Source organism: Nocardia sp. NPDC050175 (assembly GCF_044459885.1).
Classification (GTDB): Bacteria; Actinomycetota; Actinomycetes; order Mycobacteriales; family Mycobacteriaceae; genus Nocardia.
The window spans coordinates 178,309-204,289 of record NZ_JBITJI010000010.1 but is presented as its reverse complement, the minus strand read 5'-3'; the positions used below and the strand labels follow the sequence as shown (position 1 = coordinate 204,289).

The window sequence follows — 25,981 nt, the reverse complement described above, 5'->3', positions numbered from 1 at the left end:
CAGTTCGAGCGAGGTTGGAGCCTGGCCCTACCGGCAACCGTTGAGGAGCAGTCGAATGGTGAGGCGCGAGTCGTATTGTGCGTCCACCATTTCCGCGCCCGCGCAGATGTCGCCGATCGCTCGGAGCAGCTGGTAGGCGGTGAAATCGGCGGTGATCTCGCCCGCGTTCCGTGCGGCGGTGAGGAGGTCGTCGAGCACCGGGACGAGGCGATCGACGAAGAGTGCGTGCAGGGTGCTGAAGGCCTCGGCGTCGTTGCGCATCGTCGCGGCGAGGCCGTGCTTGGTGGCCAGGAAGTCCGCGAACAGATCCACCCATTTGCCGAGTGCGGTGAACGGTGACGGCGTTGTCGCGAGCAGGGCGGGCCCGGCTTCGGCGCAGGCATCGACCTGGTGCCGGAAGACAGCCACGACGAGGTCCGCGCGGGTGGGGAAGTGGCGGTAGATCGTGCCCATGCCGACGCCCGCCGCGGTGGCGATCCGGCGTACGGGTGCGTCCACGCCATCGGTGACGAAGACCGACGCGGCGGCATCGAGCAGGGCCTTCTCGTTGCGTTGGGCGTCCGCGCGCTTCGTGGTCGTCGGCAGCGGCTCGTCGTGCGCACTCACGCGACACTCCCTTCCTGCCGTTCACGGCTTCTCTGGTAAATCTGCCGCATATTCGGAGCGGCGTTCCGAATAAGAGTCTATCCGGTGTTCGAGCCATCGGAACATGCTCCAGTGCATCCCGCTGCCAACGCCGCGCCAATCGCAACCGATTCCGCCGCCCCAGCAGCGGTCCGTCGGGCTGCTCGGGGCATACGATACGAGCGTGCAGAGCCACGACGTCAGCTGGCCACTCGGACCGACCATCGTGTACGGGACGCTGGTGCGGCCCGACGGTCCCGGCCCGTTCCCCGGTGTGGTCTTCGTGGCCGGTAGCGGTCCCACCGACCGCGACTGGACTTCACCCCTCCTTCCCGGAACCAACGGAAGCGGCCGACTGCTGGCGGAGGCCCTCGCCGAGGCGGGCATCGCCTCGTTGCGCTACGACAAGCGCGCGTCGGGACCCCGTGTGCGAGAGACCATTCCGCTGCTGATCGGCAAGCTGAGCATGCAGAGTCACCTCGACGAGCTCATCGGCGCCGTGCGCGTCCTCGCTGCCGAGGACTACATCCGCAGCGATCGGATTTTCGGACTCGGCAACAGTGAGGGGACGTTGCACGTACTCAACTACGCGCTGTCGGATCCGGAAATCCCGTTCGCCGGGCTGGTTCTCACCGGTGCCCCGGGCCGCGCCGTCGGTGACGTCGCTCGGTCGCAGTTGGCCGAGCAGGCGGCGGCCATCCCGCACGGCGCGGAGTTGCTCGACCTGTACGACGCGTCGATCGTGCGGTTTCTGGCAGGGGAGCCGAGTGCCCCGGATCCTGCTCTCCCCGACGACGTTACGAACATCCTGCGCTCCCTGGAAAACCCGGCCAACCTGCCCTTCGCTCGCGAGTTGTGGACAGCCGATGCCGCGGCCCCGCTCGGGCGGGTCGGCGTGCCTGTTCTCGTCGTGATCGGCAAGAAAGACATCCAAGTCGATTGGCAGGCCGACGGCGGGCCGCTGCAGAGTGCGGCGAAGGGACGCGAGAACGTGACGTTCCTGTTCCCCGAGGACGCGAATCACGTGCTCAAACACGAGCCGCGACCACGTTCGGAGCTGGCCCAGGCCCAGGTCGGGGCGGGCTACAACGCCGACGATGCCCACCTGGATACCGACGCCGTTGCCGCTATCGTGGCTTGGCTGCGAGCCCGCGCATAGCTCGGGCGACAGAGTTGCCGCTGCCGGTCAGCCCTGCGCGGTAAGCCGCTCCACGATCTCGCTGATGTCGATACCGGCGGGCTGCTCGATCGCGGGCGTTCTCAGCGCGAGGTAGTGGGGTCGGATTCACTCTGCTAGCGTGAAACTTTGCCAGATGATTGCTAAGTCTGCGGGGATGGTCGGTACACCGCAGATCCGCGCAACGACGGGAGTCATGATGCGAGGCGTTCTGAAGTTTGCGGCAGTATCGACCCTTCCGATGGTCGTGTTCGTCATCTCCGCTGGTCCGGCAGCCGCGGACTCGGTGACTTTCGAGCCGGCGCACATCGACGGCGGACCGGGGTGTTCGGGAACGGTCACCGCCGAGGTGTCGACCAGTCAGGGGCAACAAGCTCGCGAGTTCGCGGATTTCATCGATAGCTCGGCGCGGGTGACGGTGAATTTCAAGCCCGACCCCGTCAGCAGTCCGTTCGGCTCGCTGTCCGCTGCGCCGGGTGGCCGAAACGACTGCGCGATCCCCGCGACGGTCACGATGCGCAATCTGGATACTGGCGCGAGCATGACCGATACCCGGTCAACCCAGTACGACGGCCATTACGGATGGAACGCCGCCTTCTTTTCCCTCGACGGTTCGGGCCGCGTCGCGGTCCAGGTGAGCACCAACCCCACGCCGTCCGAGCTGACTATCGACGTACCCGCGCCCTTTTAGCCGATCATGCGCAAGACCCGGTGTGCGACGGGGAAATTCGGATGACGGTCGTCGTAGCTCAGGTCGAACGCCGTGTCAGTGGGCGTGTCAGGTCAGCGTCAGGTCGGTGTCAGCCGCGCTGGCGACAGTACTCACATGAACAGCGCAGCGAACAACTCGACCAACTCGACCTGGACCGGCCTGGTTCCGGTCGAAGACACCGCACTGTCGGTGACCGACACCCGCGGTCCCGGCCGCCCGATCGTCTACCTCAACGGCTCCTATGCCGACCGGCGGCCGTGGCGGCATGTCATCGCCGAACTCGGTAATGACTACCGGCACATCAGCTTCGACGAGCGGGCCCGCGGCAAGTCGAAGCGGTCGGCGGACTATTCGTTCGAGGCGTGCCTGCGCGACATCGATGCCGTCCTCGAGGCGACCGGTGTCGACCGGCCGATCCTCGTCGGCTGGTCCTACGGCGCGTTGCTCGCGGCGCACTGGGCCGAGCGCAATCCCGGCCGCGTGCTCGGCGTGGTGTGCGTGGACGGCGCGCTGCCGTACGGCTTGACCGGCGAGGAAGGTCGCGAGCGGATCCGAAAGTTGTTCCACCAGATGCGATTTCTGCTGCCGCTGGCACGGCCGCTCGGCCTGGCCGCGCGGATGAGTGCCGAGCAGCACGCCGACATCAACATCGAAGCCAACGAACTCCATGCCGCCCTCGCGCCGGTCCTCGACCAGGTGACCTGCCCGATGCGGTACGTCCTGGCCACCGGCGCCAATCTCGGTGGCGGCCAAGAGGAAATGGAAGCGGTGCGAGCGTCACTCGATCCCGTCCTCGCCCGCAACCCCAACCTCCAGGTCAGCGCGAAGGTCCCGAGCAACCACTCGCACATCCTGCGCAAGGATTTCCGGGCCGTCGCCGCCGCGGTCCGCGAGACATCGGCAGCCTACGACCAGCAGGGTTCATCCAGTCGATGAGCCAGGGGCGCGCGATCGGTCAGCCATCGCGGTATGGCCGACCGATCAGCACCGTCACCGCCCCGGCGATGAGTTTCCTTCTCGCCGTTCGTCATTACTGTCGGACCGAACCTGCTAACAAAGGAGATAGGGCTGTGGCGATCAAGCGGATGGACAACGTTCTCATCGTGGTCGAGGACATCGACGCTGTCATTGCGTTCTTCGTCGAACTCGGGATGGAGTTGGAGAACAAGGGGCCGGTCGAGGGACGTTGGGTGGAACGGATAATTGGAATCGACGACGTCCGGGAGGACGTCGCGATGCTGCGGATTCCAGGCGGCCCCGGCAAGGTCGAGCTGGCGCAGTTCCACACGCCCGAGGCGATCAGCGCCGAACCGAAGAACGCACCGGCGAACACACTGGGCATTCGTCGCATCATGTTCGCCGTCGACGACATCGATGACGTCGTTGCCCGCCTGCGCGCCCACGGCGCCGAACTCGTCGGCACGATCGAGGACTACGAGAATATCTTTCGACTCTGCTACGTCCGTGGTCCCGAGGGCATCGTCGTCGGGCTGGCCGAAGAAATCGGCTGACGGTGCATCATCCGTCGGCGAGGCGTTGGATGGTTGCACTGAGCCAGGCCTCGAGATCGGCGGGGTCGCCGAGTTCGGCACGCAGGACTCGGCGGCGGGTCGAGACGCCCAGCACGAAGGCGTCGATCGCGGCGGCCCGGCCGCGGGCGTCCGCGTCGTCCAGGCCGCTGTCGCGCAGGTAGCGGTGCAGCGGCTCCAGCGAGTTGGTGTCGAGGAAGGCGGCCAGCGCCTCGGCCGCCTCCGGGCGTTCGCCGGACGCGCGTTGCAGCACGAGTAGCGGATCCTGCCCGGATTCGCCGAACCAGCGCTGGACGATGCTCGCCGCGAGGCGCGCACCCAGCGTGGCACGGTCGCCGTCGAAGGAGTTCGAGACCGGGATCTCCACCTGCGTTGCCGCCAGGAAAAGGCCGTCCTTGCCGCCGAAATAGCGCGTGATGAGGTTCGGTGACACGCCTGCCGCGTCGGCTACGCCCTTGACCGTGATCGCCGTGTATCCGTGCTTGGCGAACTGGTGTTGCGCGTGCTCCAGGATTCGCTGCCGGGTGGCTGCCGCGTTGCGCAAAGTCATGTGTACGAGCATACACATTCGTGTGTACGCTGATACACATGATCGACGAGATGCAGGCACGGCTTCAGCGGACGCGGCGCGTCACCACCCCGTGGAGTGATGACCAGACGCGCGGCATCCGCGACACTCGCCTGGACGAACTGCTCGACCGTTGGGCCAACGGGTACGACTGGGGCGTGCACGAGCGCCGCATCGGCGAGTTCCCTTGGGCGACAGTGCAGGCGGGCGACACCGAGCTGCGGGTGATCCATCAGCGTGCCGCGGATCCCGGTGCCCCGGTTGTCGTGCTGCTGCACGGCTGGCCGGACTCGGTGTTGCGATTCGAGCGCGTCCTGCCGTTGCTCGCGGACACGCACGTGGTGGTTCCCGCGCTGCCGGGCTTCCCGTTCTCGGCTCCGCTCACCACGCCCGGTATGTCGGTCAACCGGATCGCCGGGATCGTCGCGGACGCGCTGGCTGAGCTCGGCTACTCGCGGTACACGCTGTCCGGCGGCGACGTGGGCGGCACCGTCGCGGAAATCCTCGCTGCCGCACACCCGGACCGGGTCGCTGCCCTGCACCTCACGAACATTGCCCCGCTGCGTGCGCTCACGGCGGACCGGGCAAAGCTCGCGCCGGACGCGGTGGCCTACCTCGACCGGTCGGCGCAGTGGTTCCGGACCGAGGGCGGGTACATCGCGGAACAGTCGACGCGACCCAACACGCTCGCCGTCGCCCTCGGCGACTCACCCGCCGGCCTCGCGGCGTGGCTCGTCGAGAAACTGGAGTCCTGGTCCGACGAGTCGGCCTTCACCGTGGACGAGCTGCTCACCTGGGTCACCGCCTACTGGGTCACCGGCACGATCGGCACCTCGTTCGCCACCTATACCGAACCGGCGACCCTCCCTGACCGAATCGCCACGCCGACAATGCTTTCCGTGTTCCCGCGCGACATCAAACCGGAGCCGCGAAGTTATGCCGAAGCGTTCCTGAACATTCGCGATTACGTGGAACACCAGGCTGGTGGCCACTTTGCGGCCTGGGAACAGCCCGAGGCTTACGCCGAGGACGTACGCCGTGCGGTCGAGTTGGGCGGCTGAGAGCGGAGTTTGCAATCATCTTGCCAAGTAGCCACGTTGCCGGGCCTCGTGCGCGCCGTTGGGGCATGAGCGACTTCGTCTCAGCAGGTCTCATCCGCTGATCGAACGAAGGCTCGACTCTTGCCACGCGGTGGTCTCGGTAGTCGGTGTGGGTCAGCGCTAGGCCCGCATCGACTCCGACAACTGTCGGCCGTCGACAGCATTGCGGCGACGCGATTATTCAGTCCGCCAACACTTTCGGTGTCGGCGTATCCCGCCGCCGAGTGCGATATAGTGAACCCAGGCAGTAGCCTCCTGGCTTGCGGTGTTGACGTCAGCCCGCCTTGCCACGCTCCGTGCGACGAGCGAATCGAATGCCCCCTTCTTCCTGGTCGTTCCCCTGACGCCGGACGTTTCTCCCTCTCCCTTGGTCTATCGCTGCCGTGTGCCATTAATTCCCACCGTTGCGAACCTGAACCACACTACGAATGGAGTTAAATATCATGAGTACCAACCCAATTGCGATCGGTGACGAGCGAGCGATCATCGAGGACATGCTCGACCGCAACCGCCGAGCGCTCATCGACACCGCCCGCGGCCTCTCCGAAGCTGACGCCCGCCGACGACTCGTCGTGTCGCTGACAACACCGATTTCACTGCTCAAGCACGCCGCCGCCGCGGAACGAATTTGGTTCCAACGGTTCTGGGCCGGACTCGACGAATCCGAATGCGACGGCTACTCCCGCCGCGACCTCGGCACCTTCGCCGTCAGCGACGACGAGTCCCTGGCCGACGTCATCGCCGAGTTCGAGCGCGCAAGCCAACGATCACGAGAGATCTCATCTCGCTTCGACCTCGACGACACCAAGGACAATCCCCGCGAGGGCACTGTCAGCATGCGCTGGACCCTGCTCCTCTTCATCCAAGAGTTCGCCAGGCACGCGGGCCACGGCGACATCCTCCGCGAACAGATCGACAATCCCCAAGTGCAACAGCCGAACTCGTGAAACTACGGCAACCTGCCGATCGTGTTTGTGCGACAGGATGGGCTCACGGTGCCGCGAGCAGTCCCTGTGCCAGGGCTGCCGTGACGGCGGCGGTGCGGTCGGAGACGTCGAGTTTCGTGAACGCTCGCTGCAGGTGGGTTTTCACGGTTGTCTCGCTGATGTGCAGGAGCCGACCGATGTCGGCGTTGGTCAGTCCGCGCGCGACGTGACCGAGGACCTCCACCTCGCGGGCCGATAATCCCACGCGCGGGTGCTGCCGCCGCGGATGCAGCCGTGCGCTGACCGACGGCGCGAGCACGGTCTCGCCGCGGGCGGCAGCGCGCACGGCTGCGGCGAGTTCGGCGCGTGAGCTGCCCTTCAGCAGGTATCCGCAGGCCCCGGCCGCCACCGCGCGCACGATGTCGGTGTGCGTCTCGTAGGTGGTGAGGATGACCACTCGGGTGTCGGGGCTGGCGGCCAGGATCTGTTCGGTCGCGGCGGCGCCGTCGACTTCGGGCATCCGCAGATCCATCAGCACCACGTCGGGACGCAGCGCGGTTGCCACCGTCACGGCCTCCGTCCCGCCGGCCGCCTCGCCGACAACAGCGAGATCGGTTTCCCGGGAAAGCATTCCGCGCAGACCCTCCCGCACTACCGGATGGTCGTCGACCAGCAGGACGGTGATCACGCAGGCACCACGATATCCACCCGGGTGCCCGTGCTCGAGCCGCTGGTGACCGTGACCGTCGCGCCGATCTCCCGCGCCCGGCTGTACAGGCCGGGCAGGCCGAATCCGTCGGTGTCATCGATGTCGAAACCGATTCCGTTGTCCGCCACCGACAGTCGCACACCCTGGTCGGTCCGGGCGAGTGTGACGTGCACGCTGTCGGCGTGCGCGTGTTTGCGCACGTTGGTCAGCGCCTCCTGCACGGCACGTAGCAGTACCACTTCGGTGGCGGTATCGAGCTGCGGCACAGTCGAATCCAGCTGCACGACCACGTCGATACCCGTCTCGTCGGCGAGCCTGCGACAGCGCCGCCGCATCGATTCGGCCAACGGGCCGGTGCCGAGTTCCGGCGGTGTCAAGGCCTCGACCATGGTGCGTGCCTCGACCAGGTTTTCCCGCGCGGTGGCTTCGATCAGCGCGATATGGCGGCGTGCGACAGCGGGATCCGCATCGAACTCCGACTCGACGGCCTGTGCCAGCGCCGCGATGCCGGTGAAGCCCTGGGTGAGGGTGTCGTGGATTTCCCGTGCCAGGCGGGCACGTTCGGCCGCCGTACCGGCTTCGCGGGACAGTCGCGCGACATCGGCGCGGCTGCCTTCGAGCTGGTGCAGTAACACGGCCAATTGTTCACCACGGTCGATGGCCAGCGTGATCGTCGCCCCGATCGCCGGGTTGAACACCACCGAGATCAGCGAGATCGTCAGGCCCATCGGCACATCCCACTGGCTTATGAGCGAGTAGACCAGTGGTGTGAAACTGATCGCTACGGCGACGAGTATCGCCGACCGCACCGGCAGCGCCATGTAGATCAGTGCGTACACCACCATCAGGGCCGCGTTGGCCTGTGGTGACCACCAGGCGGCAACGAGAAACAACACCAGGGCGCCGGCCACGAACAGCACCGAGTTCCGGTCCACCGCACGGCGATAGAACGCTTCCGGGTTGTTGCGGCGCGGCGCCAACAGCGCCGACCAGGCCAGCAGGCCTGCCAACGACGCCAAACTCGTCCACATGTTCCCGGCGAACTCGCGCCGCAAGACGACAACGAGAACGCCGGTGACGATGATGCCGCCCACCACGTAGGCGGTCCAGACCTTGACCCAGAATTCCCACCCCACGGGCGCCGGGACGCGCGCTGTCATGCTTCGACGATAGCCCCCGATCGGGCAGCCACGTGTCCTTCGAACGGCGGACGTTTGCCCTGCCGTATCGGCATACGCTGCGACAAAAGGCCACGTGAACAAGGGGATTCACCATGACGACAAGTTCGGTCACGCCCGACCCGACCCTCTACCCGCCGCGCTGGCAGCCCGCGCTGCTGCGCTGGCACCACACTCGAGTGTCCTGGTGGCAGTCGTGGCAGATCGCCGCTCAGGTGGTGCCGCGCTGGCGCGGCCGCAGCGTCGCCGACTTCTACGGCAGCGGACTCCCCGGCCAGGACGATATCGTGGTGGCCCGCATGCCATTCCGGCGCTACGTCGCGGTGCGCAGCCCGGAGCTGGCGCGTTATGTCCTGGTCACCAACCAGGCCAACTACCCCAAGAGCGCGGAATACGACATGCTCGCCGTGGGATTCGGGCGTGGCTTGGTCACGGAGCTGAACGAGCAACGCTGGCAACAGAATCGGCAGCTGGTGCAGCCGGTGTTCGGCAAACGCAACATCGCCGCGTTCGCGGGCCCGATCACCGACGCCGCTCGCGATTGTGCCGAGCGCGTCCTGCGGCTCGGTGCCGACGGGGCATCCGTCGACATGAACGCCGAAATGAGCAGGCTCACGCTCGATATCGTCGTCCGCACCATGTTCGGGGTCGACCTGACCGGACCGATGTCGGCGATCAACTTCGCCCGCTTGCTGAGTTATTTCAGCTTCGGGTTCGTCGTGGCTCCCATTCGTCGGTTGCGTGCACTCGCCGAGCTCACGAACCGGCACGACCTGCCCATGCGGGTGATGCGCGCCGCCAGTTGGCTTATCGCGCCGCGCACGCTCGCCGATCTACGGCATGTCGAGCGGGTGATCGACCAGCTCATCGCCGATCATCGCAGCGGTCGGATCACCCACCGCGACAACCTGCTCGCGCTGCTGATGGCGGCGTGCGACCCGGAGACCGGACACCGCTACACCGATGCCGAAATCCGGCACGAGCTCATGACATTCATCGGCGCCGGAACGGAAACCACCGCCACCGCGCTCACCTGGACGTGGAAAATGCTCGCCGAACACCCCGATGTCCGCGCGCGCTTGCATGCTGAACTCGACGAGGTTCTCGGCGGCCGCACCCCCACCGCCGACGACGTGGACGCCCTACCGTGGACGAAAGCCGTTGTCGCCGAGACCATGCGACTGTATCCGCCCGTTGTCGGGCTGGCCCGCGTTGCGAAAAACGATGACCTGCTCGGCGATTTCCCGATTCGGGCGGGCACCACCGTCGCGATCAGCCTGCACGCCGTGCATCATCACAACGAAGTCTGGCCGAACCCCGAGCGCTACGACCCGACCCGCTACCTGACCGAAAACCTGACACCCACCCAACGCCATGCCACCCTGCCGTTCGGCGCCGGAAAACGCATGTGCGTCGCGCACGTCTTCGCCAACACCGAAGCTGTTCTCGCACTGGCGACCATTGCTCAACGCGTCGGGCTGGACATGGCGACCACCAAGCCGATCCGCCCGCAGTTCTCGTTCACCGGTGGTCCCGACGGACCGCTGCCTATGTATGCGAGCGACCGGGCCGTCGATCGCGACAGGAACCAGACTCTTCGCCATTGAGGTGGCGAATCGCGCGAACACGGACCCGGCGAAGTTCGCCGGGTCTTTGGTCGCCGCATGCCATCGAGTTCTCCTGCAGGGCAGCAACCACTTTCACAGTTGGCGGGTGCGCAGCACGCCGGTCAGCATCGGGAGGGCGAATTCGCCGCTGGCGGTCTCCGGTCGGCTCGCGAGGAAAGCCCGGATCCGGCCGAGCGCGGCCTCACGTTCCGGCTCCGGCATGACCAGCATTCCCGCGCGGGTCGCGATCGTCGCGACCAGGGAGTCGGCGGTGCGACGCTGCCCGTGCGGGAACTCGGACTGTTCGGGCGAGCCGAACCGAGCGTCCGCGTCGGTGCCGGGAAGGTGCAGGCTCGCCGTCGCGGCGCGCCAACTGCTGAACGTGTCACGCGGACCGATGGCCGCGCGTCCGCTGACCCGCTCGAGCCCGGCAACCCAGTCGACCCGGTCGTCCATGACATTCCACAGACCAGCCAGGATGCCGCCAGGCGCGAGGACTCTCGTGATCTCGGGCCCCGCGACGGTCATGTCGAACCAGTGCATGGCGTTTCCGGCCAGCACAGCATCGACGGACCCGTCCGGCAGCGGTATCGCCTCGGCACTACCCGCCAGGGCCCGGACAGCAGGCAGCGTGCCACGCAACTGAGCCAGCATCGCCGGATCAGGCTCGACCGCAATGACATCGACGCCCAGTGCAACCAGCGTGCCAGTCAACTTCCCGGTCCCAGCCCCGAGATCCAGCACCCGCGCGCCGGGCGCGGACTCCAACGCCCACCGCACCGCAGCAGGCGCGTAATCCGGCCGATGCTCGGCATACTCGACCGCCGCCGTCCCGAACGACAGCGCATGAAGTTCCCGCACATCCTGTTCCATACGGCCACCGTATCCGCGCCGCATAGCCGGACATCCGCCTTTCGGCATGCCCGCTGCCGACCTGGGATGGGCAGCCAAGGGCTTTTCCTCGGTGTCGATGCGGCGGTGGGGCCCGTGTGCCCGGTGGAATCGGTGGGGGTCAGCAGATTCCGGGGTCGGCGGCGGTTGGGCGCCAGGGGCGTGCGACGGCCGGTTTGAAGGGCTTTCCGCGGCCTCGATGCGCGGTGACACCCGTGTACCCGGCGGAATTGGTTGGGGGTCAGGCGATTCCGAGGGCGGCGGCGGTTGGGCGCCAGAGGCGTTCGGCGGCCTGGTCGGGGGTGGGGGGTGGGGTGGTGCGGAGTTGTTGGGCGATGCCGTGGCGTAGGCCGCCGATGACGAAGGCGCCTGCGCTGTCGGGGTCGATGTCGGTGGGGAGTTGGCCGAGGGCTTGGCCGTGGCGGATGTTGGCGGCGGCGTCGTCGCTGATGTTCTGGATGTAGACCGCTTCGAGCTCGGTGAGCTGGGGGTCGAGGGCGGTGCGGTCGAGGAGGACGGGGGCCAGGGGGTCGGCGAAGTGATAGGCGACGAAGCGGTGGGTGCGGTCGCGTTCGCGGGTGGCCCAGTCGGCGTCGGCGGGTAGCCGCGCGTCGGCGGTGGCGTGGCGCAGTCCTTCGTAGAAGGCGTGGTAAATCGCTGCCAGCAGACCACTTTTGGAGCCGAAGTGGTGATAGAGCGCGCCGGTGCTCAAGCCGGCTCGGCGGGTGAGCGCGCTGAGCTCCATGACGCCGTTGCCGCGGACTAGTTCGTCGCGGGCGGCGTCGAGAAGTTGTTGACGTCCGATCGGTGCGCGTGCCACAGTCAGAAGCATAACCGAACTCAGTTATGTTTATCGAGGAGCCCCCATGAGTGCTGAAGTGTCATCGATGATGGACCTCGGCGGCGATCTGGCCGGGACCTATCGCCGGACCGCGAGCAGCGGCGAAAGCATCGACCCGGCGGTGAGCGGGGCGGATCTGGCCGCGCTCCAGCGCGACGGATACGTGATCCTGCCTGATCTGCTCACCCCGCACGAACTCTATGAGATCCGCGAAGCGGTCGCGCCGCTGTTGGATCGGCGCGGCCGCAACCTATTCGAAGGACAGACCACCCAGCGGGTGTACAGCGTGCTGAACAAGACCCGCGCCTGCGACCGGATCGCGGACCATCCGCGGGTGCTGGCGTTGCTCGACCGGCTGTTCCTGCCGAACTACCTGCTGTCGATGCTGCAGGTGATCAACATCCTGCCCGGCGAGAAAGCGCAGATGCTGCACACCGACGACGGCTTCTATCCGCTACCGCGCCCCCGCGCCGCCCTCGGTGCGGCGACGATCTGGGCGATCGACGATTTCACCGCCGACAACGGTGCCACCGACATCATTCCGGGCAGTCACCTGTGGGGTCACCGCATGCCCGAGGAGAGCGAGCGGGAACCCGTGGTGATGAAGGCAGGCTCATGCGTGTTCTTCGTCGGCACACTGTGGCATGGGGGCGGTGCCAATCGCGCACAGCACCCGCGCCTGGCCCTCACCGCCCAATACTGCGAACCATGGCTACGGCCGCAAGAAGCTTTCACCTTGTCGACGACCCGCGACACCGTCCGAGCGGTGTCGGAGGACATCCGCCGCATGCTCGGCTACAGCATCCACCCGCCCTTCATCGGCCAGGTAGACGGCATGCACCCGAAACGACTGCTGGAACCCGACGCTCAACCCCTCTGACGGGTACCGGTGCTCAGCATGGAGTCCAACTTGGCGAGGAAGCGGCCGAAGTGCGGGTCCGAGTCGGGGATGGCGAATGTGTCTATGTCCCACCACTGTTCGGCGCTGAACTCGCGAGGATCGAGGGGGTAGCTCTCGGAGCGGGCGCCGCGAATGAGGTACCACAGGCTGACGTCGTCGTGGCTGTCCGGACCTAGGGTGGTGGTGATGGTCAGGAACAGCGGGTCGGTGCCGGTGATGGTGAAATCGGCTTCGATGCCGATCTCCTCGACTGCCTCGCGACGTGCCGCCGTGAGCGGATGCTCCCCGGGATCGACATGTCCGCCGGCCGGCAACCATAATCCGGCGAGTCGATGACGGCCGAGTAGCACCGCCCGCGCGTCCGGGTCGACGAGCACGACGTAGCTGACCAGATGCCGTGGTGGCGTCGCAGGTTTGATGCGGCGGAACACGTCATCGGTGGACGCCAGCCAGGTCAAAGCCTCGTCGATATGTTCCTGTTCGAGCGCGTCGAACGGTGCGATACCACTGACGATCTCGGCGACGACGGCAGTCGCGGGGTTCATAACCGGGCACTGTAGCGACGGCCACCGACAGGAACGGGCCGTGCTCAGTCCAGGACGACCGAGCGGAGGCGGGTTGTGTACATGGCGGCGCGGTCGAGGGCGTCGACTGCGGCGTCGAGTTCGATGGTCGTCTCCTCGAACACTTCTCGGGCACCCGCGACGCAGTAGGCGGGGGTGGTGAGGGCGCCGATGCCGTCGGTGTCGATCAGCAGGCCCGAGGTTTGCAGCGCGCCGTAGCCCTCGGCGAGTTCGGTCACGCCGCGCCGCAACTCTCGCAGTTGCTCCAGCAAACGGACGCGTCGAGCTTCCAGTATCAGTGGATCTATCATCGCGGCCCCCTAGATTCCGGACGGTTCGCCCGACCGCAATCTACCCCTGCGGGAAACACTCTGCCGCACAACCACTCTGGCAGTCGCGCGCCCAGTACGTCGGGTGTGCGGCTGCCACAGTGGGTGTGCCGAGGTCAGGCGGCGGCGAGTTGGTGGTCGAGTCGTGCGGGTTGGAGGCGGAACAGGGTGATGCCGTAGGCGGCGAGCCAGACCACCCACATCAGCCAGGTGATGAGGCTGAGCAGGGCGAGTGGGTTCGGGTGGTCGATGATCAGGGGGGTGAGGGTGGCGGAGACGAATTGACCGGTGGCGGCGGTCAATCCGAGGATGGCGTGCCAGCGGTGGATGAGGCCGGTGCGCAGGCCGCCGAGGGATAGGCCGAGTATGGCGGTGGCGAGGAAGAGTCCGTTGATGGTGAACAGGGCGTTGTGCACGGCCCAGAGCCCTGCGGTGGCCGCGGGGGAATGGTCGGTGGTGGCGCTGAGCGCGAGGCGGATGGCGACGACGCAGACGAACGTGCCGGTCTGCAGCAGTAGTCCGGCGAAGCCGACCAGCGACCAGGCCGAGCCTGCGGCGCGCTCGCGCGGCCAGATGGTGGCGACGGCGGCCGCGCCGAACACGATCACGCACAGCCAGGCCGCCGGTGTGCAGGCCGACGAGAGTTGGGCGGGCACGGCTTTCGTGGTGAAGAAGGTGTTGACCTTGTCGATGTCGGCGCCGACGAGTGGCATGCCCGCCGGTTCCAGGATCAGGTTCGCGCCGACGATGATCACTGCGAAACCGAGCCCGGCGAGGCCCCCGATACGGGAGAACGGCCAGCCTCCCGCGCGCTCTATCTTATCTGTCATATATTGAATATAAGTAGTGAAAACCGAAAGGGGAACCCCTCGTGACCGAGGAACCGGCCCGCCGCCGCTACGACTCGCTGCGCCGCACCGCCCAGGCGCAGCAGACCAGCGCCGAAATAGCTCGCGCGGCACGCACTTTGTTCGTCGCTAAGGGTTGGGCAGCGACCACCGTGCGCGACGTGGCCCGCGAAGCGGGCGTCTCGGTGCCGACCGTCTACGCGGCCTACGGCAACAAAAACGGGCTCACCTGGGCGCTGGCCGACGCGGCCGACCTATCCGCCGACCTATCGCAATTGCTCGCCGAACTGGAAGCCGCACCCGAACCATCCCGGCAACTCGCCGCGATGGTCGCCTACGATCGCCGCCTATTCGAGCGCGCGGGCGAGGTGATCGTGCTGCTACGCGAAGCGGGCCGCACGGAACCCGAACTGGCACAGTCCTATCAAGACGCCCGCGCCCGCGCCGATGAAGCCCACCACCAGGTTCTGTCCGCCTGGCCACCGGGCACTCTCCGCCCCGACATCGATCTCCAAACCGCCATCGACATCTACGCCGCAATCTGCAACATAGACGTCTACTCCGAACTCACCATCGAACGCGGCTGGCCACCAGCGCGAGTCGAAAAGTGGTGGGCCGCAACGCTCACCCGCGAACTGCTCGAAACCTGAACAGCTGCGACCCGATCGACCGATCGCGACCTGCTGCTTCGACCGTATGTTCGCCGCAGCGGGTGAGTTGACGCAACCCGATCGCCGGAGTGGCGACGGGTTGGGTTACCCGGCGAGCTGGCCTACTCGTTGGCGTGCCACGCCGAGCAGGGTCGCTACGTCGACATCTGGAACTTCCTCGCGCCGAAGCTCTTTCACGAGCGCGACTTGTTCCGCCTTGAGTTCGCTCGTCAGGCGATCTACTTGAATCCGAAGCGCGGCGATGCGTTCGGTACGCGGTTGGATGTCGCGTGCACACCCGAAGTCGTCAACGACCAGCGAGGTGTCGACCTGAGAGAGCGGAACATCGAGTTTGGCCGCGATGATGGTGCGCGCCTCATAGTCGACGTCAGTGAGGTGCCGTGCCTGTCCGCACGGATCGTCACCATAGATGTCGGGGATGATGATTTCCCACCACCGGCCGACACGGTTCGCGTGAATCTCGTAGGTGATTGCCTTGCTCACAGTTCTTCCTCCTCCGTGCAATCACAGGACGCAACAGCCTTCTTGATGGTGCGGACAACTCCCGGCGAGATGGATTTGTGTCCGTCCGGGACGCTGACATCATGTTTGCCGGTGCGGCAACCGTAGATGGTGTGGCTGCCGGCGCTATCGCGCAACCGAGCCCAGCCCGCGGCTTTGAGAGCCTTGAGGACCTTCATGGTCGGCTGTTCTGCGATCACATCGACCAAGCTAGCACGCTAGCCGAAAAATTGGCAAGGGAACTAGCTGGTCCGGCCGCGCGTTGGAGAGCTGCTATAGGTTCGGCGACTTCACCCCCTGTGCTCTACGAATCACTTTGAACAGAGCGTTTTTTCGTCAACACAAGCCCGCTAACTTGTACAACACCAAGGAACCGGCGACGGCGACGTTGAGGCTGTTTCCGGTGCCTACCATGGGGATTTCTACGGCTACGTCGAGTAGTTCTAGTCCTTCGGGTGGGATGCCGGTGGATTCGTGACCCAGGACGATGATGGTGCGGCGTTGGGCGGTGGGGAGGTCGGCCAGGCGGATGGATTCGTCGGTGAGTTCTACGCCGACTATGGCGGAGCCGCCGGTGCGTTGGCGTTCGAGCCAGCGGTCTACGCGGCCGTTGATCCAGTGGACGCACTGGGGTTTTCGGAGGGTGTTGCCGTGGGCGAGGGCGTCGGGGATCCAAGGGCGGCGCGGGACTGCCATGCAGGCGCCGACGGCGTCGCAGGTACGCAGCATGGTGCCGAGGTTGACGCCGTGTTTGGGCCACAGCGGGGCGATGATGAGGTGATTCCAGCAGCCGTGGGCGCGTTGGCGGCGTTCGCGGCGCAGGTCGGGGCGGGACTTGGCCCGCGCGGTGGTCACCGGCGGACGGGAAGGGCCTTCCCGTGGGGCAGCGCAAGTTTCATGAGAATGATGCTTCGCGGCGCATCGGGGCCATCGACGAGGGCGAGAAGTGCCCGGGAAATCGGCTGACGTCCACGATACGGCACGGGCTGATCCGGCCGTGTGGCCAGGTCACCGCCGGCAACACCTCACGGCCGCAGGATCGAGACCAGAAATTCCGTCTGGTCATACACCGCCTTCTCGAAAACATCATCGAAGTAGATATCGAAATGCCCGGCCTGATAACGCTTCACGACCGCGTGCTTGGTCCGTTCCGCCGCCCGCAGAGCGGATTTGATCGGGGTGATCGAGTCGTTGTCGCACAACGCGTACAGCACCGGCATCTTCAACGACTTGGCCCGCTTACCCGGCGAATCGAACAGCGCCGAAAAGGCAACGCGCGCAGCCACCTTCGGCTTGTAGTGCTCGCTCTCCTCGGCCAGCCTGCCGTTACCCTCCGGCACATCGGCCGCGCTCATCAACGCCGCCGACCGCTTGCGCCCGGCCAACCGGATGCCGACATGCTTGCGCCGCAGCGGCCCGATCAACAGATCGGTGGCGGCGATCGCGGTCACCTTGGTCATGCTGATCGGCCCCTTCGCCATCGCGCAGGACCACCCGCTGGTGAACGGAACCTGGGCGACCACCGCGGCCAGGTAATCGTCGTGCGGCGCCACCGCAAGCACGTGCCCGCCGCTGAACGAGGTGCCCCACAGCGCGATCCGGGTCGCGTCGATGCCGCGGATGGTGCGCGCGTAGGCGATGGCGGACTGCCAGTCCTCGCGCTGGCGCCCGATCCGGATCACCTGACGTGGCTCGCCCTGACTGGCCCCGAAATGCCGGTAGTCGAACACCAGCACGGCCATGCCCGCGGCGGCGAAACGCCGCGCGTACCGGTCGAGTCCCATCTCACGATTTGCCCCGAGGCCATGCCCCATGACGACGAGTGGACGGGACTTCGGCGCACCATCCGGACGGTAGAGCCAGGCGGCACACTGCTCGCTTCCGGAGGGGAAGCCGACCTCGACACGTTCCATGGCAGCCAACCGTACTGCGTAGGCGGCCCCCGCGTCCTGGCGGAGTGCGCGGCGACCAGTACTCTGATACGGCGGACGAGTTGGCCGGGCGACCGCGGCATCGGGAACGGGCACGTGTGTGCCGCCGCTCGACGCCGAGGAAAGTCCGGACTCCACAGAGCAGGGCGGTTGCTAACGGCAACCCGGGGCAACCCGCGGGACAGTGCCACAGAGAACAGACCGCCCACGGCCTTCGGGTCGTGTGGTGAGGGTGAAACGGTGCGGTAAGAGCGCACCAGCGCCCCGGGTGACCGGGGCGGCTAGGTAAACCCCGCCCGGAGCAAGGTCAAAGGTCGCACCGTTCGCGGTGCGGCTGCGCAGGTGTTCGAGGGCTGCTCGCCCGAGCCTGCGGGTGGACTGCTCGAGGCACCCGGCAACGGTGTGTCCAGATGGATGGTCGCCCCCCGGTGCGAACCGGGGACAGGATCCGGCTTACAGGCCAACTCGTCCGCCCTTCGAGTTGGTGGTCGCCGGGCGAACTGCGCGTTAACGGCTGAGATCCACTCTGTGGCCAGATGATTGGGGCGACCGCGGCGGGCGGGATACCAGTACATTGTCGGTCGAGGTTTTGTGCGGTGTGTCCGATTCGGGGCCACCGCAGGATCGACTGCTAGGAGATCGTCATCAACGTTCACACCATGCTGCGTCGCGCGAGCACCCTCGCATCCGCAAGTGCACTGGCCACCGTGGCCTGCGCCGGTGTCGCAGCCGCCGCTCCGACCACTACCCCCGCGACGCCACCCACCGTCAACAATGTCGACATCACCGCCGCCGCATTGACCGGCGGTGGGGTAGACGTCTCGGTGTCCTACACCTGCGAGGTGACGGGCGGCCGGGACGTGACGCTGCAGGTGTTCGTCCGCCGCACCGGCGAGGGCGCGGAGCAGACCGTCGGTGCCAAGACCAAGGCGAAGTGCAATGCCGAACGCCAGACCGTGACTGTCACCGCCGCGAAGATCGCGGACTTCGAGCCGTTCACGCCCGCGGCGGGTGACATGGTGCGGGTGTTCAGCGCGTTGATGGTGGGCGAGACCCAGCAGGGCCTGGAGAACGGCTCGGCCGTCAAGCGGTTGACCGTCAAATAAGCATGATCTGATCTTCTGCCGCAGCCGGTTCCGCGGTGCCATGATGGTGGTAGCCGCGGGGCCGGAGCGCCCAGGTGCCCGCTCCTGTTGCAGGCGGGCGCGATTCGGGGGCAGCTATGGACATAGCCGCGATTCTCAGCAGCATTGTGGGGGTGGGGGTGCTCGCAGGCGGCGTGCTGACGGCCGCGAGCGCGCGGGTGGTCACGCAGTTCGAGAAGGGGCTGATCTTCCGGTTCGGGCGGGTGGTCGGGACCCGAGAGCCGGGGCTGCGCATGATCATTCCGTTCGTCGACCGGATGCGTAAGGTGTCGACGCAGATCGTCACCATGCCGGTGCCCGCGCAGGAGGGCATCACCCGCGACAACGTGACGGTGCGGGTGGATGCCGTCGTGTACTTCCGGGTGTTCGACCCGGTGCTCGCCGTCGTGGAGGTGCAGAACTATCTGTTCGCCGTCGGTCAGGTGGCGCAGACCTCGTTGCGTTCGATCATCGGCAAGAGCGACCTGGACAGCCTGCTGTCCAATCGCGAGGAGCTGAACAAGGGCCTGGAAATCATGATCGACAGCCCGGCGCTGGGGTGGGGCGTGCACATCGATCGGGTGGAGATCAAGGATGTGGCACTGCCGGATTCGCTGAAACGCTCGATGTCGCGCCAGGCCGAGGCCGAACGCGAACGCCGCGCCAGGGTGATCTCCGCCGAGGGCGAACTGCAGGCCTCGAAGATGCTGGCGCAGGCGGGCGCGCAGATGTCGGAATCGCCTGCCGCGCTGCAGCTGCGCCTGCTGGAAACGGTGGTTCAGGTTGCGGCGGAGAAGAATTCGACGCTGGTGCTGCCGTTCCCGGTGGAGCTGCTCCGCTTCCTGGAGCGCAGCACGCCGCAGGTGCCTGCCAATCCGCCAGCGCCGCAACAGGTGCCGGTGGAACGGGCCGACGAGCCTGCCGCGGTCGCCGATCGACCAGCGGCACTGACCGACAAGCCTGCGGCAGCAGCCGAACAGCCTGCGGTAACCGCCAGTGAACCCACGGTGATCCCCCCGAGCCCCGGGCAACGACAGCTGGATCCGCCGGACGAAGCGCCGACGGAAAACAGCACACGCACGTAACACAACCGGCGTATACCGATACGAGTACCCGACGCCGTTTTTCGGCGGCGCCGTACGACCCGCACCGGTAGCACAACGTAAGGACCGGACCGATGTCCGTGCTCATCCCCGTCATCGCGATCATCGCCATGATCACGATCGGTTACCTGCTGAAGTATCTGCCCGACTACCTGCCGTGGTTGAAGGAGCGGTAACTCAGCACATCATCTTGGCCATCTGGTAGATGGCCTTCGCCTCCTCGGGGGTCGCCTCGGCCTTGCCGGACGCCCGCTTGGTGATGCTCTTGACGACGTCGTCTTCGGACTTGCTCGCCTTGATTTCCTTGCACGTGTCGCTGAGGATGCCGGCGATCTTCGTGTCGTCCTTGCCGTCGGCCAGTTTCGGGAACGCGCCGCGGAAGCTGACGACGAAGGCGCCCGCCTTCACGTTGTCGACGACTTGCGCGTCACCGTTGGATTGCGCGGCGGGAGCTGAGGAGGAGGGGGTGCTGCTGGCTTTGTCGTCCCCGCAGCCGGTGAGCAGCAGGGCAAAGAGGGTCGCGCTGGCCGCGAGAGCGGCGGTAGTTCTGATCACGGAGCGGGATGCTAGCGGTCCGGGACCAAAGTCGCCTCCCGTCAGGTGAACGGGAGGCGACGTGTTGTGGCAGAAGGCTTGTGGGTCAGACCGGTGCGATGACGAAGACCTGGGCCCAATACGCTGCCTGGTCTGCCCCGATCAACGGCAACAGGTAGTCGTACAGAATCGATGACATAGCTGTGGAACTCCCAATTGTCGACGTACAGGACATTTCAGAATGTGCGGGCACAGTGTGAGACCCGCTACTACGGCCCACGTTAGCAGCCACGTCGCAGCCATGTTGGAACGGCGAACTCGCCGTGCGTATGCGCCGCTAACTAGCCGGACCGTGATCGACGTCATAAAGTAGTGCGCGTTGGCACGGCCCGTTGCGTGGCCGCAACGAGCCCTTCACACTTCGAATGCGGGAAAGCAGGTCTCAACTCTATGCGGATTGTTCGCTCACTGGTCGCCGGCGCGTTGATCGCCGGGGCTGCTTCGGTTTTCGCCATGATGGGTGCTGGCTCCGCCAGTGCCGTAGCGGTGACGCCGCTGCCGGGTGGGGTGCAGGTCGACCTCAGCCCGGCTGACACGGTCTGGGTCGCCCAGAACCGTTTCGGACAGACCCTCGGGGGTCTGCCTCATCCTTCGGCGGCTTCGTTCGGTGAAGCGTTGGACGCGGCGGCCGCGGTGTCGGCAGCCGTCCCGGGCGGACATGTCACCTTCACCGTGTACGGGCCGCTCGACTCGTTGAACGGCACCATGCTGGCGCTGCAGTAGGTCTGGCACTCGCAGCGTGGAATTGCATCAGCGGATCGTCTCGGCGCCGGTAGATTTCGGCGCCATCCGTTCCGAATTCGGCCTGGCCTCGACGTATCCCGTCGAGGCCAGCACGGAAGCCCGCGACGCGTCCGACGCGTTCGCGGGCGACCGGGCCGATCGCACCGACATCCCGTTCGTGACGATCGACCCGCCAGGGGCCATGGATCTGGACCAGGCCCTGCATCTCGAACGCACCGACACCGGCTTCGTCCTGCACTACGCCATCGCCGATGTCGGCGCCGTGATCGATCCGCACGGCGCGCTCGCCAAGGAGTCGAGCGCCAGGGGGCAAACCTTCTACCTACCCGACGGCACTGTGCCGCTGCACCCGCCGGTGCTGTCGGAAGGCACCGCGAGCCTGCTGCCCGAGCAGACCAGGCCCGCCGCGCTGTGGACCATCGAGCTCGACGAAAAGGCTGAACCACAAAGGTTTTCGGTGCAGCGGGCGCTGGTGCGTTCGCGCGCCAGGCTCGACTATGCGGGCGTGCAGGCCGACGCCGACGCGGGCCGGCTGCATCCGTCGATAGCTGCCCTGCCGGAATTCGGCACGCGGCGCATCGAAGTCGGGCTGCTGCGCGGCGCGATCGGGCTGCGACTGCCCGCGCAGAGCATTGTGCGCGATGGTAACTCGGACGGTCATTGGCGGCTGATTGTCGAGCCACGGACCGCCGCCGACGACTGGAATGAGCAGGTTTCACTGCTGACCGGGATGTGCGCGGCACGCATCATGATCGACGCCGGGGCACCCGCGTTGCTGCGCACAATGCCCCCTCCGGCCGAGTCGGCGATAGCGTCCATGCATCGCACAGCGGCTGCATTGGGCGTCGAATGGCCCGAGGAACTTTCGGTCGGGCAGATGTTGGCCGGGTTGGATCCGAATACGCCTGCCGCACTTGTGCTCATGTCGGAGGCGACGAGTCTGCTGCGTGGGGCGTCCTACACCGTGGTGAACGAAGACACCCAGGTCACCACACCGGAAAGCCTGCAGCACAGTGCCATCCGCGCACCATACGCCCACGTCACCGCCCCGCTGCGCAGGCTGACCGACCGGTTCAGCACCGAGATCTGCCTGGCCCGCTGCGCAGGAACCGAAGTGCCCCAATGGGTTCGCGACGGGCTGGTAGAAACCGCCGAAAGCATGCGCCGCAGCGACGCGATAGCGAACAAGGTAGAACGCTCCTGCATCGACCTCACCGAATCCACGTTGCTCGCCGAACGAGCAGGCACCGAATTCGACGCGGTCGTCGTCCGCGAAGCCAACGGCAACCGAGCCGCAGAGATCTTCATCGCCGCCCCACCAGTCCTGGGCCCGTGCGTCGGCGAACCCCCGGAAGGCGCGTCCGTCCGAGTGCGCCTGGTCTCCGCCGACCCCACCACCCGCAAGATCAGCTTTGCCTACCCCGCATAGGCACCCTCCCTGCGGTTGAGCACGTCTGCCGCACTACCTCTGATTCGGCGCACCGGAAATCGCATGCAATTCCCAGTGCGGGAAATCAAGAGTGGTGCGGCTGACGTGGGTCGCCGGACAGTCGGGGCTAGTCGCTGGAGAGGGCTGCGGCGGCGTCGGGGTAGCGGGTTAGGGCTTGGCGGGCGGCGGTGTCTTCGGCGCCTGCGAGGATTCGGTAGAGGGCGGTGTCTTCGCCTGCGGCGCCTGCGTCGGCGGCTATGCCGTAGATGGCGTGTTGGGATTCGACGGCGTCGCGGTGGTCGCCCAGGACGGTTTGTAGGCGTTTGGCGCGGGTGCCCAGGTCGCTGGCGTCGGTGCCGAGGACGGGTTCGGCGGCCTCGCAGGAGTAGCGTAATCGCTTGGCGCTCTTGCGGATATCGTGCAGCAGCTCGACTCGTTCGGCGGGGGTGACGGTGGTTTCCTGCTCGATCAGGGCCAGTACGCGGTCGCGGTCGCGTTCCAGTACGACGTTGAAGAACTCTGCGGCTGGTACCTCGGCCCGGGAGGAACGTAGCGGCGGTTCGGTGCGCCACTTGGTGAGTTCGTCGCGTAGCTCGCGGTAGCGCACGCTGTCCAAGGCGAGCAGCACGTCGGCGTGCGCGGCGGAGTACTTGGCGTTCTCGGCGGTGACCAGCCGGGCGGTCACCAATTCGAGGTCGGCTGCCGAATGTTCGGACTGCTGGCCGTGTTTGGTCAGCAGTGTCTCGAAACGTTCGGCGCGCACCTCGGCGTCGCGGGCCACGCCGAGCACACCGGCCAGCCACCTGAGCTCCTCGCCCATCGTCCTGGCCGGTGTCCGTTCGAACAGCCCGCGATAGGAGCGCAGCACGCTGCGCAGCCTGCGGGTGGCCACGCGCATCTGGTGGACCGAATCCGGTTCGTCCGCGCGCACCTCGGGTTCAGCGGCCAGCAGCCGGTCCACGTTGTCGCTGAGTGCCGCGACGATGGCCTTGCCTGCGGTGGCCGTCATGGTTATCCCGCCTTCGCGAATCTATCGGTGGCTTCGATCAAATGATGCGTGATTCCCGGCTCGAAGGAGGCATGTCCGGCGTCTTCGACGATATGCAGCTCCGAATCGGGCAGTGCCTTGTGCAGATCCCAGGCGCTCACCGTCGGGCAGACGATGTCGTGCCTGCCCTGCACGATGACCGTCGGAATGTGCGCGATGGTGTCGGCGTCGCGCAGCAGCTGGCCCTCGTCGAGGAAGGCGTGATTGCGGAAGTAGTGGTTCTCGATCCGCGCGAAGGCGAGGGCGAACCGGGGATCGGCGGATTCGGCGACCCGATCCGGTTGCGGCAGCAGCGAACTCGTCGCACCCTCCCAGGTCGACCAGGCGATGGCGGCCGCGAGCGCGACCTCCTCGTCGGGGGAGTGCAGCAGCCGGTGATACACCTCGACCAGATCCTCGCCGCGCTCGGATTCCGGTATCGGCGCGAGGTACTTCTCCCACTCGTCCGGGTACACGTAGCCCGCGGCGCCGTTGTAGTACCAGTCGATTTCCTTGCGGCGCAACAGGAAGATGCCGCGCAGCACCAGTTCGGTCACCCGATCCGGGTACGTCTCGGCGTAGGCGAGCGCGAGGGTGGAACCCCACGAGCCGCCGAACACCTGCCAGCGCTCGATGCCGAGATGGATACGCAGCGCCTCGATGTCGGCGATCAAGTGCTGGGTGGTGTTGGTCGCCAGGCTCGGGTCGTCGGCCAGGTGCGGAGTCGAGCGTCCGCAGCCGCGCTGATCGAGCAGCACGATCCGGTAGGCCGCCGGATCGAAGAACCGCCGCTGGCTCGGCGAGGTACCGCCGCCCGGCCCGCCGTGCAGGAAGACCACCGGCTTACCGTCGGGGTTGCCGCTGACCTCCCAGTACATCGACTGGCCGTCGCCGACGTCGAGCTTGCCGGAGTCGTACGCCTCGATCTCGGGGTACAGCGTCCGCAACTGTGCGCCGCCCATCAGAAGGCCAGGCCGGAGGCCAGATCGGGCAGTTCCAGCGCTTCGATCGCCTGCTGGTGTACGTCGGGGCAGCTCTTGGTGGTGAGCCGGTCCACGATCGGCTTGTCGGCCAGCACCGCGCCGTTGATGCCGCCGTTGCGCAGCGCCCACTCGTGCACCAGCGCGTTGAGGCCGATCTTGCCGAGCGTCGGACCCTGCACCCGCCAGTTCGACAGCTCGGGCTTGATCATGTCGCAGAGCTGAGTGGACGCGGCATCGGAGATGACCGGCGGGGTGCCCGGCTTGTTCGTGCCCGCGGTGCCGCTCGGCTTGGTGGTCGCCGTCGCTGAGCCCGTTGTCGAGCCAGAGCTCCCGGTCGGAGCCGGGTTCGACTCGCCTCCACATGCGGTCAGTGCTGCGGCGGCGAAAACGCCCGCCAGCAGCAGCGTGCTGCGGGAAATCCAACGGCTGTGCGGCATCGGTACCTCTACTTCTTATCGCGAATGTCCGCATCGAGTCTGCCATTGATTCGCGACCGTGGCCCGGACTGTCTGGCTAACGGAAGGTGATGCGCAGCTCGTCCAGCAGTGCTTCGACACAGCGCGCGAAGCGGGGGATGGAGGTGTCGATGGTGCGCCACGGGTTGAGGGCGATCAACGGGGCGAGGCGTTCGGCGAGGCGGATCTCGGCGGCGGAGACCGGCCCCCAGCGCGCGAAGTAGTCGTCGCGGTGCGGGTTGTGCAGGATGCGATGGGAGAGGAAGGGGTGGGTGATCACGGCGTCGCCCCAGTCGAAGAGTTGACCGGTATCCGCGAAGACGTTGTCGGGGTGGACGTCGTTGTGTTCGATGGTCAGCCTGCCGTAGTCGGCCAGTTCGGCGGCGGCCTCCTCGATGCGGTGCGCGAGGCCGGGCACGCGCGGCTCGAAATGCCGGTAGACCGAGCCGAGCCGAGCGGGCGGCAGGTACGAGGTGCCGGTCGCGATCAGGTCGTCGATGTGCGGGGCGACGGACTGCTGGAGGTCGGCGTAGGAGCGGAGCAGCCCAGACCATTCGGCGTCGGTATCGCGCGCGGTGTCGCCGCCGTGCGGGCTCAGCAGCCAGCCGTGCTCCTCTTGCACCGCAAGGGGTTCCAGCACGCTACCGGGACGCAGCCGGGCGAGCAGCTGGAGTAGCGGGCCCTCGTGCGCGAAGGCGCGGGCGTTGGCTTTGGCCCACACCGGGCCGGTTTCGGTCGGGATGCGGGCGATCAGCGACCAGGCGCGGCGGCGCGTGATCGTCGGCGCGCCGGTCACCTCGACCTCGTGTGCCTTGAGGACGCTTGCCGCCCAATCGAGCAACGGTTCGGGCGGCTGGCCGAGCAGTGCGGCGGGGGCGTGCACTGCTCGGCCGGTCATCGTTACTCCATGGCGTCG

31 protein-coding genes and 1 other RNA gene are annotated in these 25,981 nt (G+C 66.7%); 14 read left to right on the top strand and 18 right to left on the bottom strand.

What is annotated here, in order from left to right:
• Nucleotides 1-27: 27 nt before the first annotated feature.
• A complete protein-coding gene (locus tag ACIBK2_RS31095; RefSeq protein ID WP_396972293.1) occupies nt 28-606 on the bottom strand; it encodes a TetR/AcrR family transcriptional regulator in 579 nt (192 codons plus the stop codon).
• Between the two features lie 202 nt (nt 607-808).
• On the opposite strand from ACIBK2_RS31095, the gene ACIBK2_RS31090 reads away from it, so the two are divergent.
• The 4 genes from ACIBK2_RS31090 (at nt 809) to ACIBK2_RS31075 (ending at nt 4,024) form a co-directional block, all read left to right on the top strand.
• A complete protein-coding gene (locus tag ACIBK2_RS31090) occupies nt 809-1,783 on the top strand; it encodes an alpha/beta hydrolase family protein (RefSeq protein ID WP_396972291.1) in 975 nt (324 codons plus the stop codon).
• A 259-nt stretch (nt 1,784-2,042) separates the two neighbouring features.
• Nucleotides 2,043-2,492: a hypothetical protein gene (locus tag ACIBK2_RS31085; RefSeq protein ID WP_396972289.1), complete on the top strand. Its 450-nt coding sequence runs from the start codon at nt 2,043-2,045 to the stop codon at nt 2,490-2,492.
• A gap of 135 nt (nt 2,493-2,627) precedes the next feature.
• Entirely contained in the window at nt 2,628-3,449 is an 822-nt protein-coding gene (locus tag ACIBK2_RS31080; RefSeq protein ID WP_396972287.1) for an alpha/beta fold hydrolase, read from the top strand.
• Nucleotides 3,450-3,583: 134 nt separating this feature from the next.
• Nucleotides 3,584-4,024: a VOC family protein gene (locus ACIBK2_RS31075; protein ID WP_396972285.1), complete on the top strand. Its 441-nt coding sequence runs from the start codon at nt 3,584-3,586 to the stop codon at nt 4,022-4,024.
• 7 nt (nt 4,025-4,031) lie between these two features.
• On the opposite strand, the gene ACIBK2_RS31070 is transcribed toward ACIBK2_RS31075, so the two are convergent.
• Nucleotides 4,032-4,592, bottom strand: a complete 561-nt coding sequence (locus ACIBK2_RS31070; RefSeq protein WP_396972283.1) for a TetR/AcrR family transcriptional regulator — start codon at nt 4,590-4,592, stop codon at nt 4,032-4,034.
• 38 nt (nt 4,593-4,630) lie between these two features.
• On the opposite strand from ACIBK2_RS31070, the gene ACIBK2_RS31065 reads away from it, so the two are divergent.
• A complete protein-coding gene (locus ACIBK2_RS31065; protein ID WP_396972282.1) occupies nt 4,631-5,671 on the top strand; it encodes an epoxide hydrolase family protein in 1,041 nt (346 codons plus the stop codon).
• Nucleotides 5,672-6,153: 482 nt separating this feature from the next.
• Nucleotides 6,154-6,657, top strand: coding sequence for a DinB family protein (locus ACIBK2_RS31060; protein WP_396972281.1), 504 nt, complete (start codon nt 6,154-6,156; stop codon nt 6,655-6,657).
• A gap of 43 nt (nt 6,658-6,700) precedes the next feature.
• Here ACIBK2_RS31060 and ACIBK2_RS31055 read toward each other — a convergent pair whose 3' ends face one another.
• On the bottom strand, nt 6,701-7,324 hold the full coding sequence (locus ACIBK2_RS31055; RefSeq protein WP_396972280.1) for a response regulator: 624 nt from the start codon (nt 7,322-7,324) through the stop codon (nt 6,701-6,703).
• Entirely contained in the window at nt 7,321-8,505 is a 1,185-nt protein-coding gene (locus ACIBK2_RS31050; protein WP_396972278.1) for a sensor histidine kinase, read from the bottom strand. The genes ACIBK2_RS31055 and ACIBK2_RS31050 overlap by 4 nt, the downstream gene beginning before the upstream one ends.
• A 113-nt stretch (nt 8,506-8,618) precedes the next feature.
• Between ACIBK2_RS31050 and ACIBK2_RS31045 the strand changes: the two genes are divergently transcribed.
• Entirely contained in the window at nt 8,619-10,130 is a 1,512-nt protein-coding gene (locus tag ACIBK2_RS31045; RefSeq protein ID WP_396972276.1) for a cytochrome P450, read from the top strand.
• A gap of 93 nt (nt 10,131-10,223) precedes the next feature.
• On the opposite strand, the gene ACIBK2_RS31040 is transcribed toward ACIBK2_RS31045, so the two are convergent.
• Both ACIBK2_RS31040 and ACIBK2_RS31035 read right to left on the bottom strand, forming a co-directional pair.
• Nucleotides 10,224-11,003 carry a class I SAM-dependent methyltransferase gene (locus ACIBK2_RS31040; RefSeq protein ID WP_396972274.1) on the bottom strand — a complete coding sequence of 260 codons (780 nt, stop codon included), beginning with the start codon at nt 11,001-11,003 and terminating at the stop codon, nt 10,224-10,226.
• Between the two features lie 259 nt (nt 11,004-11,262).
• Complete coding sequence (locus ACIBK2_RS31035; protein ID WP_396972272.1) at nt 11,263-11,841, bottom strand: TetR/AcrR family transcriptional regulator; 579 nt, start codon at nt 11,839-11,841, stop codon at nt 11,263-11,265.
• Nucleotides 11,842-11,887: 46 nt separating this feature from the next.
• On the opposite strand from ACIBK2_RS31035, the gene ACIBK2_RS31030 reads away from it, so the two are divergent.
• A complete protein-coding gene (locus ACIBK2_RS31030) occupies nt 11,888-12,742 on the top strand; it encodes a phytanoyl-CoA dioxygenase family protein (RefSeq protein WP_396972270.1) in 855 nt (284 codons plus the stop codon).
• Here ACIBK2_RS31030 and ACIBK2_RS31025 read toward each other — a convergent pair.
• The 3 genes from ACIBK2_RS31025 to ACIBK2_RS31015 form a co-directional block, all read right to left on the bottom strand.
• On the bottom strand, nt 12,730-13,308 hold the full coding sequence (locus ACIBK2_RS31025; RefSeq protein ID WP_396972268.1) for an NUDIX hydrolase: 579 nt from the start codon (nt 13,306-13,308) through the stop codon (nt 12,730-12,732). The genes ACIBK2_RS31030 and ACIBK2_RS31025 overlap by 13 nt on opposite strands.
• Nucleotides 13,309-13,352: 44 nt before the next feature.
• Nucleotides 13,353-13,637 carry a hypothetical protein gene (locus tag ACIBK2_RS31020; protein ID WP_396972266.1) on the bottom strand — a complete coding sequence of 95 codons (285 nt, stop codon included), beginning with the start codon at nt 13,635-13,637 and terminating at the stop codon, nt 13,353-13,355.
• A 134-nt stretch (nt 13,638-13,771) separates the two neighbouring features.
• Nucleotides 13,772-14,485 carry a hypothetical protein gene (locus tag ACIBK2_RS31015; protein WP_396972264.1) on the bottom strand — a complete coding sequence of 238 codons (714 nt, stop codon included), beginning with the start codon at nt 14,483-14,485 and terminating at the stop codon, nt 13,772-13,774.
• 41 nt (nt 14,486-14,526) lie between these two features.
• On the opposite strand from ACIBK2_RS31015, the gene ACIBK2_RS31010 reads away from it, so the two are divergent.
• Nucleotides 14,527-15,153, top strand: a complete 627-nt coding sequence (locus tag ACIBK2_RS31010) for a TetR/AcrR family transcriptional regulator (protein WP_396972262.1) — start codon at nt 14,527-14,529, stop codon at nt 15,151-15,153.
• 105 nt (nt 15,154-15,258) lie between these two features.
• Here the strand turns inward: ACIBK2_RS31010 and ACIBK2_RS31005 are convergent, their stop codons facing one another.
• The 4 genes from ACIBK2_RS31005 to ACIBK2_RS30990 all read right to left on the bottom strand — a co-directional run bounded on the left by ACIBK2_RS31005 (nt 15,259) and on the right by ACIBK2_RS30990 (nt 17,588).
• Complete coding sequence (locus ACIBK2_RS31005; protein WP_396972260.1) at nt 15,259-15,657, bottom strand: hypothetical protein; 399 nt, start codon at nt 15,655-15,657, stop codon at nt 15,259-15,261.
• The gene (locus tag ACIBK2_RS31000; RefSeq protein WP_396972510.1) at nt 15,654-15,875 is read right to left on the bottom strand and encodes a type II toxin-antitoxin system HicA family toxin; all 222 of its coding nucleotides are present in this window, start codon (nt 15,873-15,875) and stop codon (nt 15,654-15,656) included. Before ACIBK2_RS31000 ends, ACIBK2_RS31005 begins: the two co-directional genes overlap by 4 nt.
• 136 nt (nt 15,876-16,011) lie before the next feature.
• Nucleotides 16,012-16,530 carry a TrmH family RNA methyltransferase gene (locus ACIBK2_RS30995; RefSeq protein WP_396972258.1) on the bottom strand — a complete coding sequence of 173 codons (519 nt, stop codon included), beginning with the start codon at nt 16,528-16,530 and terminating at the stop codon, nt 16,012-16,014.
• A gap of 170 nt (nt 16,531-16,700) precedes the next feature.
• On the bottom strand, nt 16,701-17,588 hold the full coding sequence (locus ACIBK2_RS30990) for an alpha/beta hydrolase (RefSeq protein ID WP_396972256.1): 888 nt from the start codon (nt 17,586-17,588) through the stop codon (nt 16,701-16,703).
• Between the two features lie 76 nt (nt 17,589-17,664).
• Here ACIBK2_RS30990 and rnpB point away from each other — a divergent pair.
• The 3 genes from rnpB to ACIBK2_RS30975 all read left to right on the top strand — a co-directional run bounded on the left by rnpB (nt 17,665) and on the right by ACIBK2_RS30975 (nt 19,815).
• An RNA gene (gene rnpB / locus ACIBK2_RS30985) (RNase P RNA component class A) lies at nt 17,665-18,078 on the top strand.
• 187 nt (nt 18,079-18,265) lie between these two features.
• On the top strand, nt 18,266-18,712 hold the full coding sequence (locus ACIBK2_RS30980; protein WP_396972254.1) for a hypothetical protein: 447 nt from the start codon (nt 18,266-18,268) through the stop codon (nt 18,710-18,712).
• A gap of 116 nt (nt 18,713-18,828) precedes the next feature.
• Complete coding sequence (locus ACIBK2_RS30975) at nt 18,829-19,815, top strand: SPFH domain-containing protein (protein WP_396972252.1); 987 nt, start codon at nt 18,829-18,831, stop codon at nt 19,813-19,815.
• Nucleotides 19,816-20,010: 195 nt separating this feature from the next.
• On the opposite strand, the gene ACIBK2_RS30970 is transcribed toward ACIBK2_RS30975, so the two are convergent.
• A complete protein-coding gene (locus ACIBK2_RS30970; protein WP_396972250.1) occupies nt 20,011-20,388 on the bottom strand; it encodes a hypothetical protein in 378 nt (125 codons plus the stop codon).
• A 429-nt stretch (nt 20,389-20,817) separates the two neighbouring features.
• On the opposite strand from ACIBK2_RS30970, the gene ACIBK2_RS30965 reads away from it, so the two are divergent.
• Nucleotides 20,818-21,150, top strand: a complete 333-nt coding sequence (locus ACIBK2_RS30965; RefSeq protein ID WP_150408191.1) for a hypothetical protein — start codon at nt 20,818-20,820, stop codon at nt 21,148-21,150.
• Nucleotides 21,151-21,166: 16 nt separating this feature from the next.
• Nucleotides 21,167-22,600 carry an RNB domain-containing ribonuclease gene (locus ACIBK2_RS30960; protein ID WP_396972247.1) on the top strand — a complete coding sequence of 478 codons (1,434 nt, stop codon included), beginning with the start codon at nt 21,167-21,169 and terminating at the stop codon, nt 22,598-22,600.
• Nucleotides 22,601-22,727: 127 nt separating this feature from the next.
• Here the strand turns inward: ACIBK2_RS30960 and ACIBK2_RS30955 are convergent, their stop codons facing one another.
• From ACIBK2_RS30955 to ACIBK2_RS30940, 4 genes are all read right to left on the bottom strand, one after another.
• Nucleotides 22,728-23,609 (bottom strand): CHAD domain-containing protein, encoded by an 882-nt coding sequence (locus tag ACIBK2_RS30955; protein WP_396972245.1) that lies wholly within the window; start codon nt 23,607-23,609, stop codon nt 22,728-22,730.
• A 2-nt stretch (nt 23,610-23,611) separates the two neighbouring features.
• Nucleotides 23,612-24,589 carry a prolyl aminopeptidase gene (gene pip / locus ACIBK2_RS30950; protein ID WP_396972243.1) on the bottom strand — a complete coding sequence of 326 codons (978 nt, stop codon included), beginning with the start codon at nt 24,587-24,589 and terminating at the stop codon, nt 23,612-23,614.
• On the bottom strand, nt 24,589-25,047 hold the full coding sequence (locus tag ACIBK2_RS30945; RefSeq protein WP_396972241.1) for a hypothetical protein: 459 nt from the start codon (nt 25,045-25,047) through the stop codon (nt 24,589-24,591). Before ACIBK2_RS30945 ends, pip begins: the two co-directional genes overlap by 1 nt.
• Before the next feature lie 76 nt (nt 25,048-25,123).
• Nucleotides 25,124-25,963 carry a phosphotransferase gene (locus ACIBK2_RS30940; RefSeq protein WP_396972239.1) on the bottom strand — a complete coding sequence of 280 codons (840 nt, stop codon included), beginning with the start codon at nt 25,961-25,963 and terminating at the stop codon, nt 25,124-25,126.
• Nucleotides 25,964-25,981 lie beyond the last annotated feature (18 nt).

Excerpts from the sequence above, each read along its gene's own strand:
- ACIBK2_RS31085 (WP_396972289.1), top strand. The coding sequence starts at position 2,043 with ATGGTCGTGTTCGTCATCTCCGCTGGTCCGGCAGCCGCGGACTCGGTG.
- ACIBK2_RS31040 (WP_396972274.1), bottom strand. The coding sequence starts at position 11,003 with ATGGAACAGGATGTGCGGGAACTTCATGCGCTGTCGTTCGGGACGGCG.
- ACIBK2_RS31015 (WP_396972264.1), bottom strand. The coding sequence starts at position 14,485 with ATGACAGATAAGATAGAGCGCGCGGGAGGCTGGCCGTTCTCCCGTATC.
- ACIBK2_RS30990 (WP_396972256.1), bottom strand. The coding sequence starts at position 17,588 with ATGGAACGTGTCGAGGTCGGCTTCCCCTCCGGAAGCGAGCAGTGTGCC.
- ACIBK2_RS31050 (WP_396972278.1), bottom strand. The coding sequence starts at position 8,505 with ATGACAGCGCGCGTCCCGGCGCCCGTGGGGTGGGAATTCTGGGTCAAG.
- ACIBK2_RS31020 (WP_396972266.1), bottom strand. The coding sequence starts at position 13,637 with ATGATAGATCCACTGATACTGGAAGCTCGACGCGTCCGTTTGCTGGAG.
- pip (WP_396972243.1), bottom strand. The coding sequence starts at position 24,589 with ATGGGCGGCGCACAGTTGCGGACGCTGTACCCCGAGATCGAGGCGTAC.
- ACIBK2_RS31065 (WP_396972282.1), top strand. The coding sequence starts at position 4,631 with ATGATCGACGAGATGCAGGCACGGCTTCAGCGGACGCGGCGCGTCACC.
- ACIBK2_RS31060 (WP_396972281.1), top strand. The coding sequence starts at position 6,154 with ATGAGTACCAACCCAATTGCGATCGGTGACGAGCGAGCGATCATCGAG.
- ACIBK2_RS31070 (WP_396972283.1), bottom strand. The coding sequence starts at position 4,592 with ATGACTTTGCGCAACGCGGCAGCCACCCGGCAGCGAATCCTGGAGCAC.
- ACIBK2_RS31030 (WP_396972270.1), top strand. The coding sequence starts at position 11,888 with ATGAGTGCTGAAGTGTCATCGATGATGGACCTCGGCGGCGATCTGGCC.
- ACIBK2_RS30940 (WP_396972239.1), bottom strand. The coding sequence starts at position 25,963 with ATGACCGGCCGAGCAGTGCACGCCCCCGCCGCACTGCTCGGCCAGCCG.
- ACIBK2_RS31025 (WP_396972268.1), bottom strand. The coding sequence starts at position 13,308 with ATGAACCCCGCGACTGCCGTCGTCGCCGAGATCGTCAGTGGTATCGCA.
- ACIBK2_RS31045 (WP_396972276.1), top strand. The coding sequence starts at position 8,619 with ATGACGACAAGTTCGGTCACGCCCGACCCGACCCTCTACCCGCCGCGC.
- ACIBK2_RS30955 (WP_396972245.1), bottom strand. The coding sequence starts at position 23,609 with ATGACGGCCACCGCAGGCAAGGCCATCGTCGCGGCACTCAGCGACAAC.
- ACIBK2_RS31080 (WP_396972287.1), top strand. The coding sequence starts at position 2,628 with ATGAACAGCGCAGCGAACAACTCGACCAACTCGACCTGGACCGGCCTG.
- ACIBK2_RS30980 (WP_396972254.1), top strand. The coding sequence starts at position 18,266 with ATGCTGCGTCGCGCGAGCACCCTCGCATCCGCAAGTGCACTGGCCACC.
- ACIBK2_RS30965 (WP_150408191.1), top strand. The coding sequence starts at position 20,818 with ATGCGGATTGTTCGCTCACTGGTCGCCGGCGCGTTGATCGCCGGGGCT.
- ACIBK2_RS30975 (WP_396972252.1), top strand. The coding sequence starts at position 18,829 with ATGGACATAGCCGCGATTCTCAGCAGCATTGTGGGGGTGGGGGTGCTC.
- ACIBK2_RS30945 (WP_396972241.1), bottom strand. The coding sequence starts at position 25,047 with ATGCCGCACAGCCGTTGGATTTCCCGCAGCACGCTGCTGCTGGCGGGC.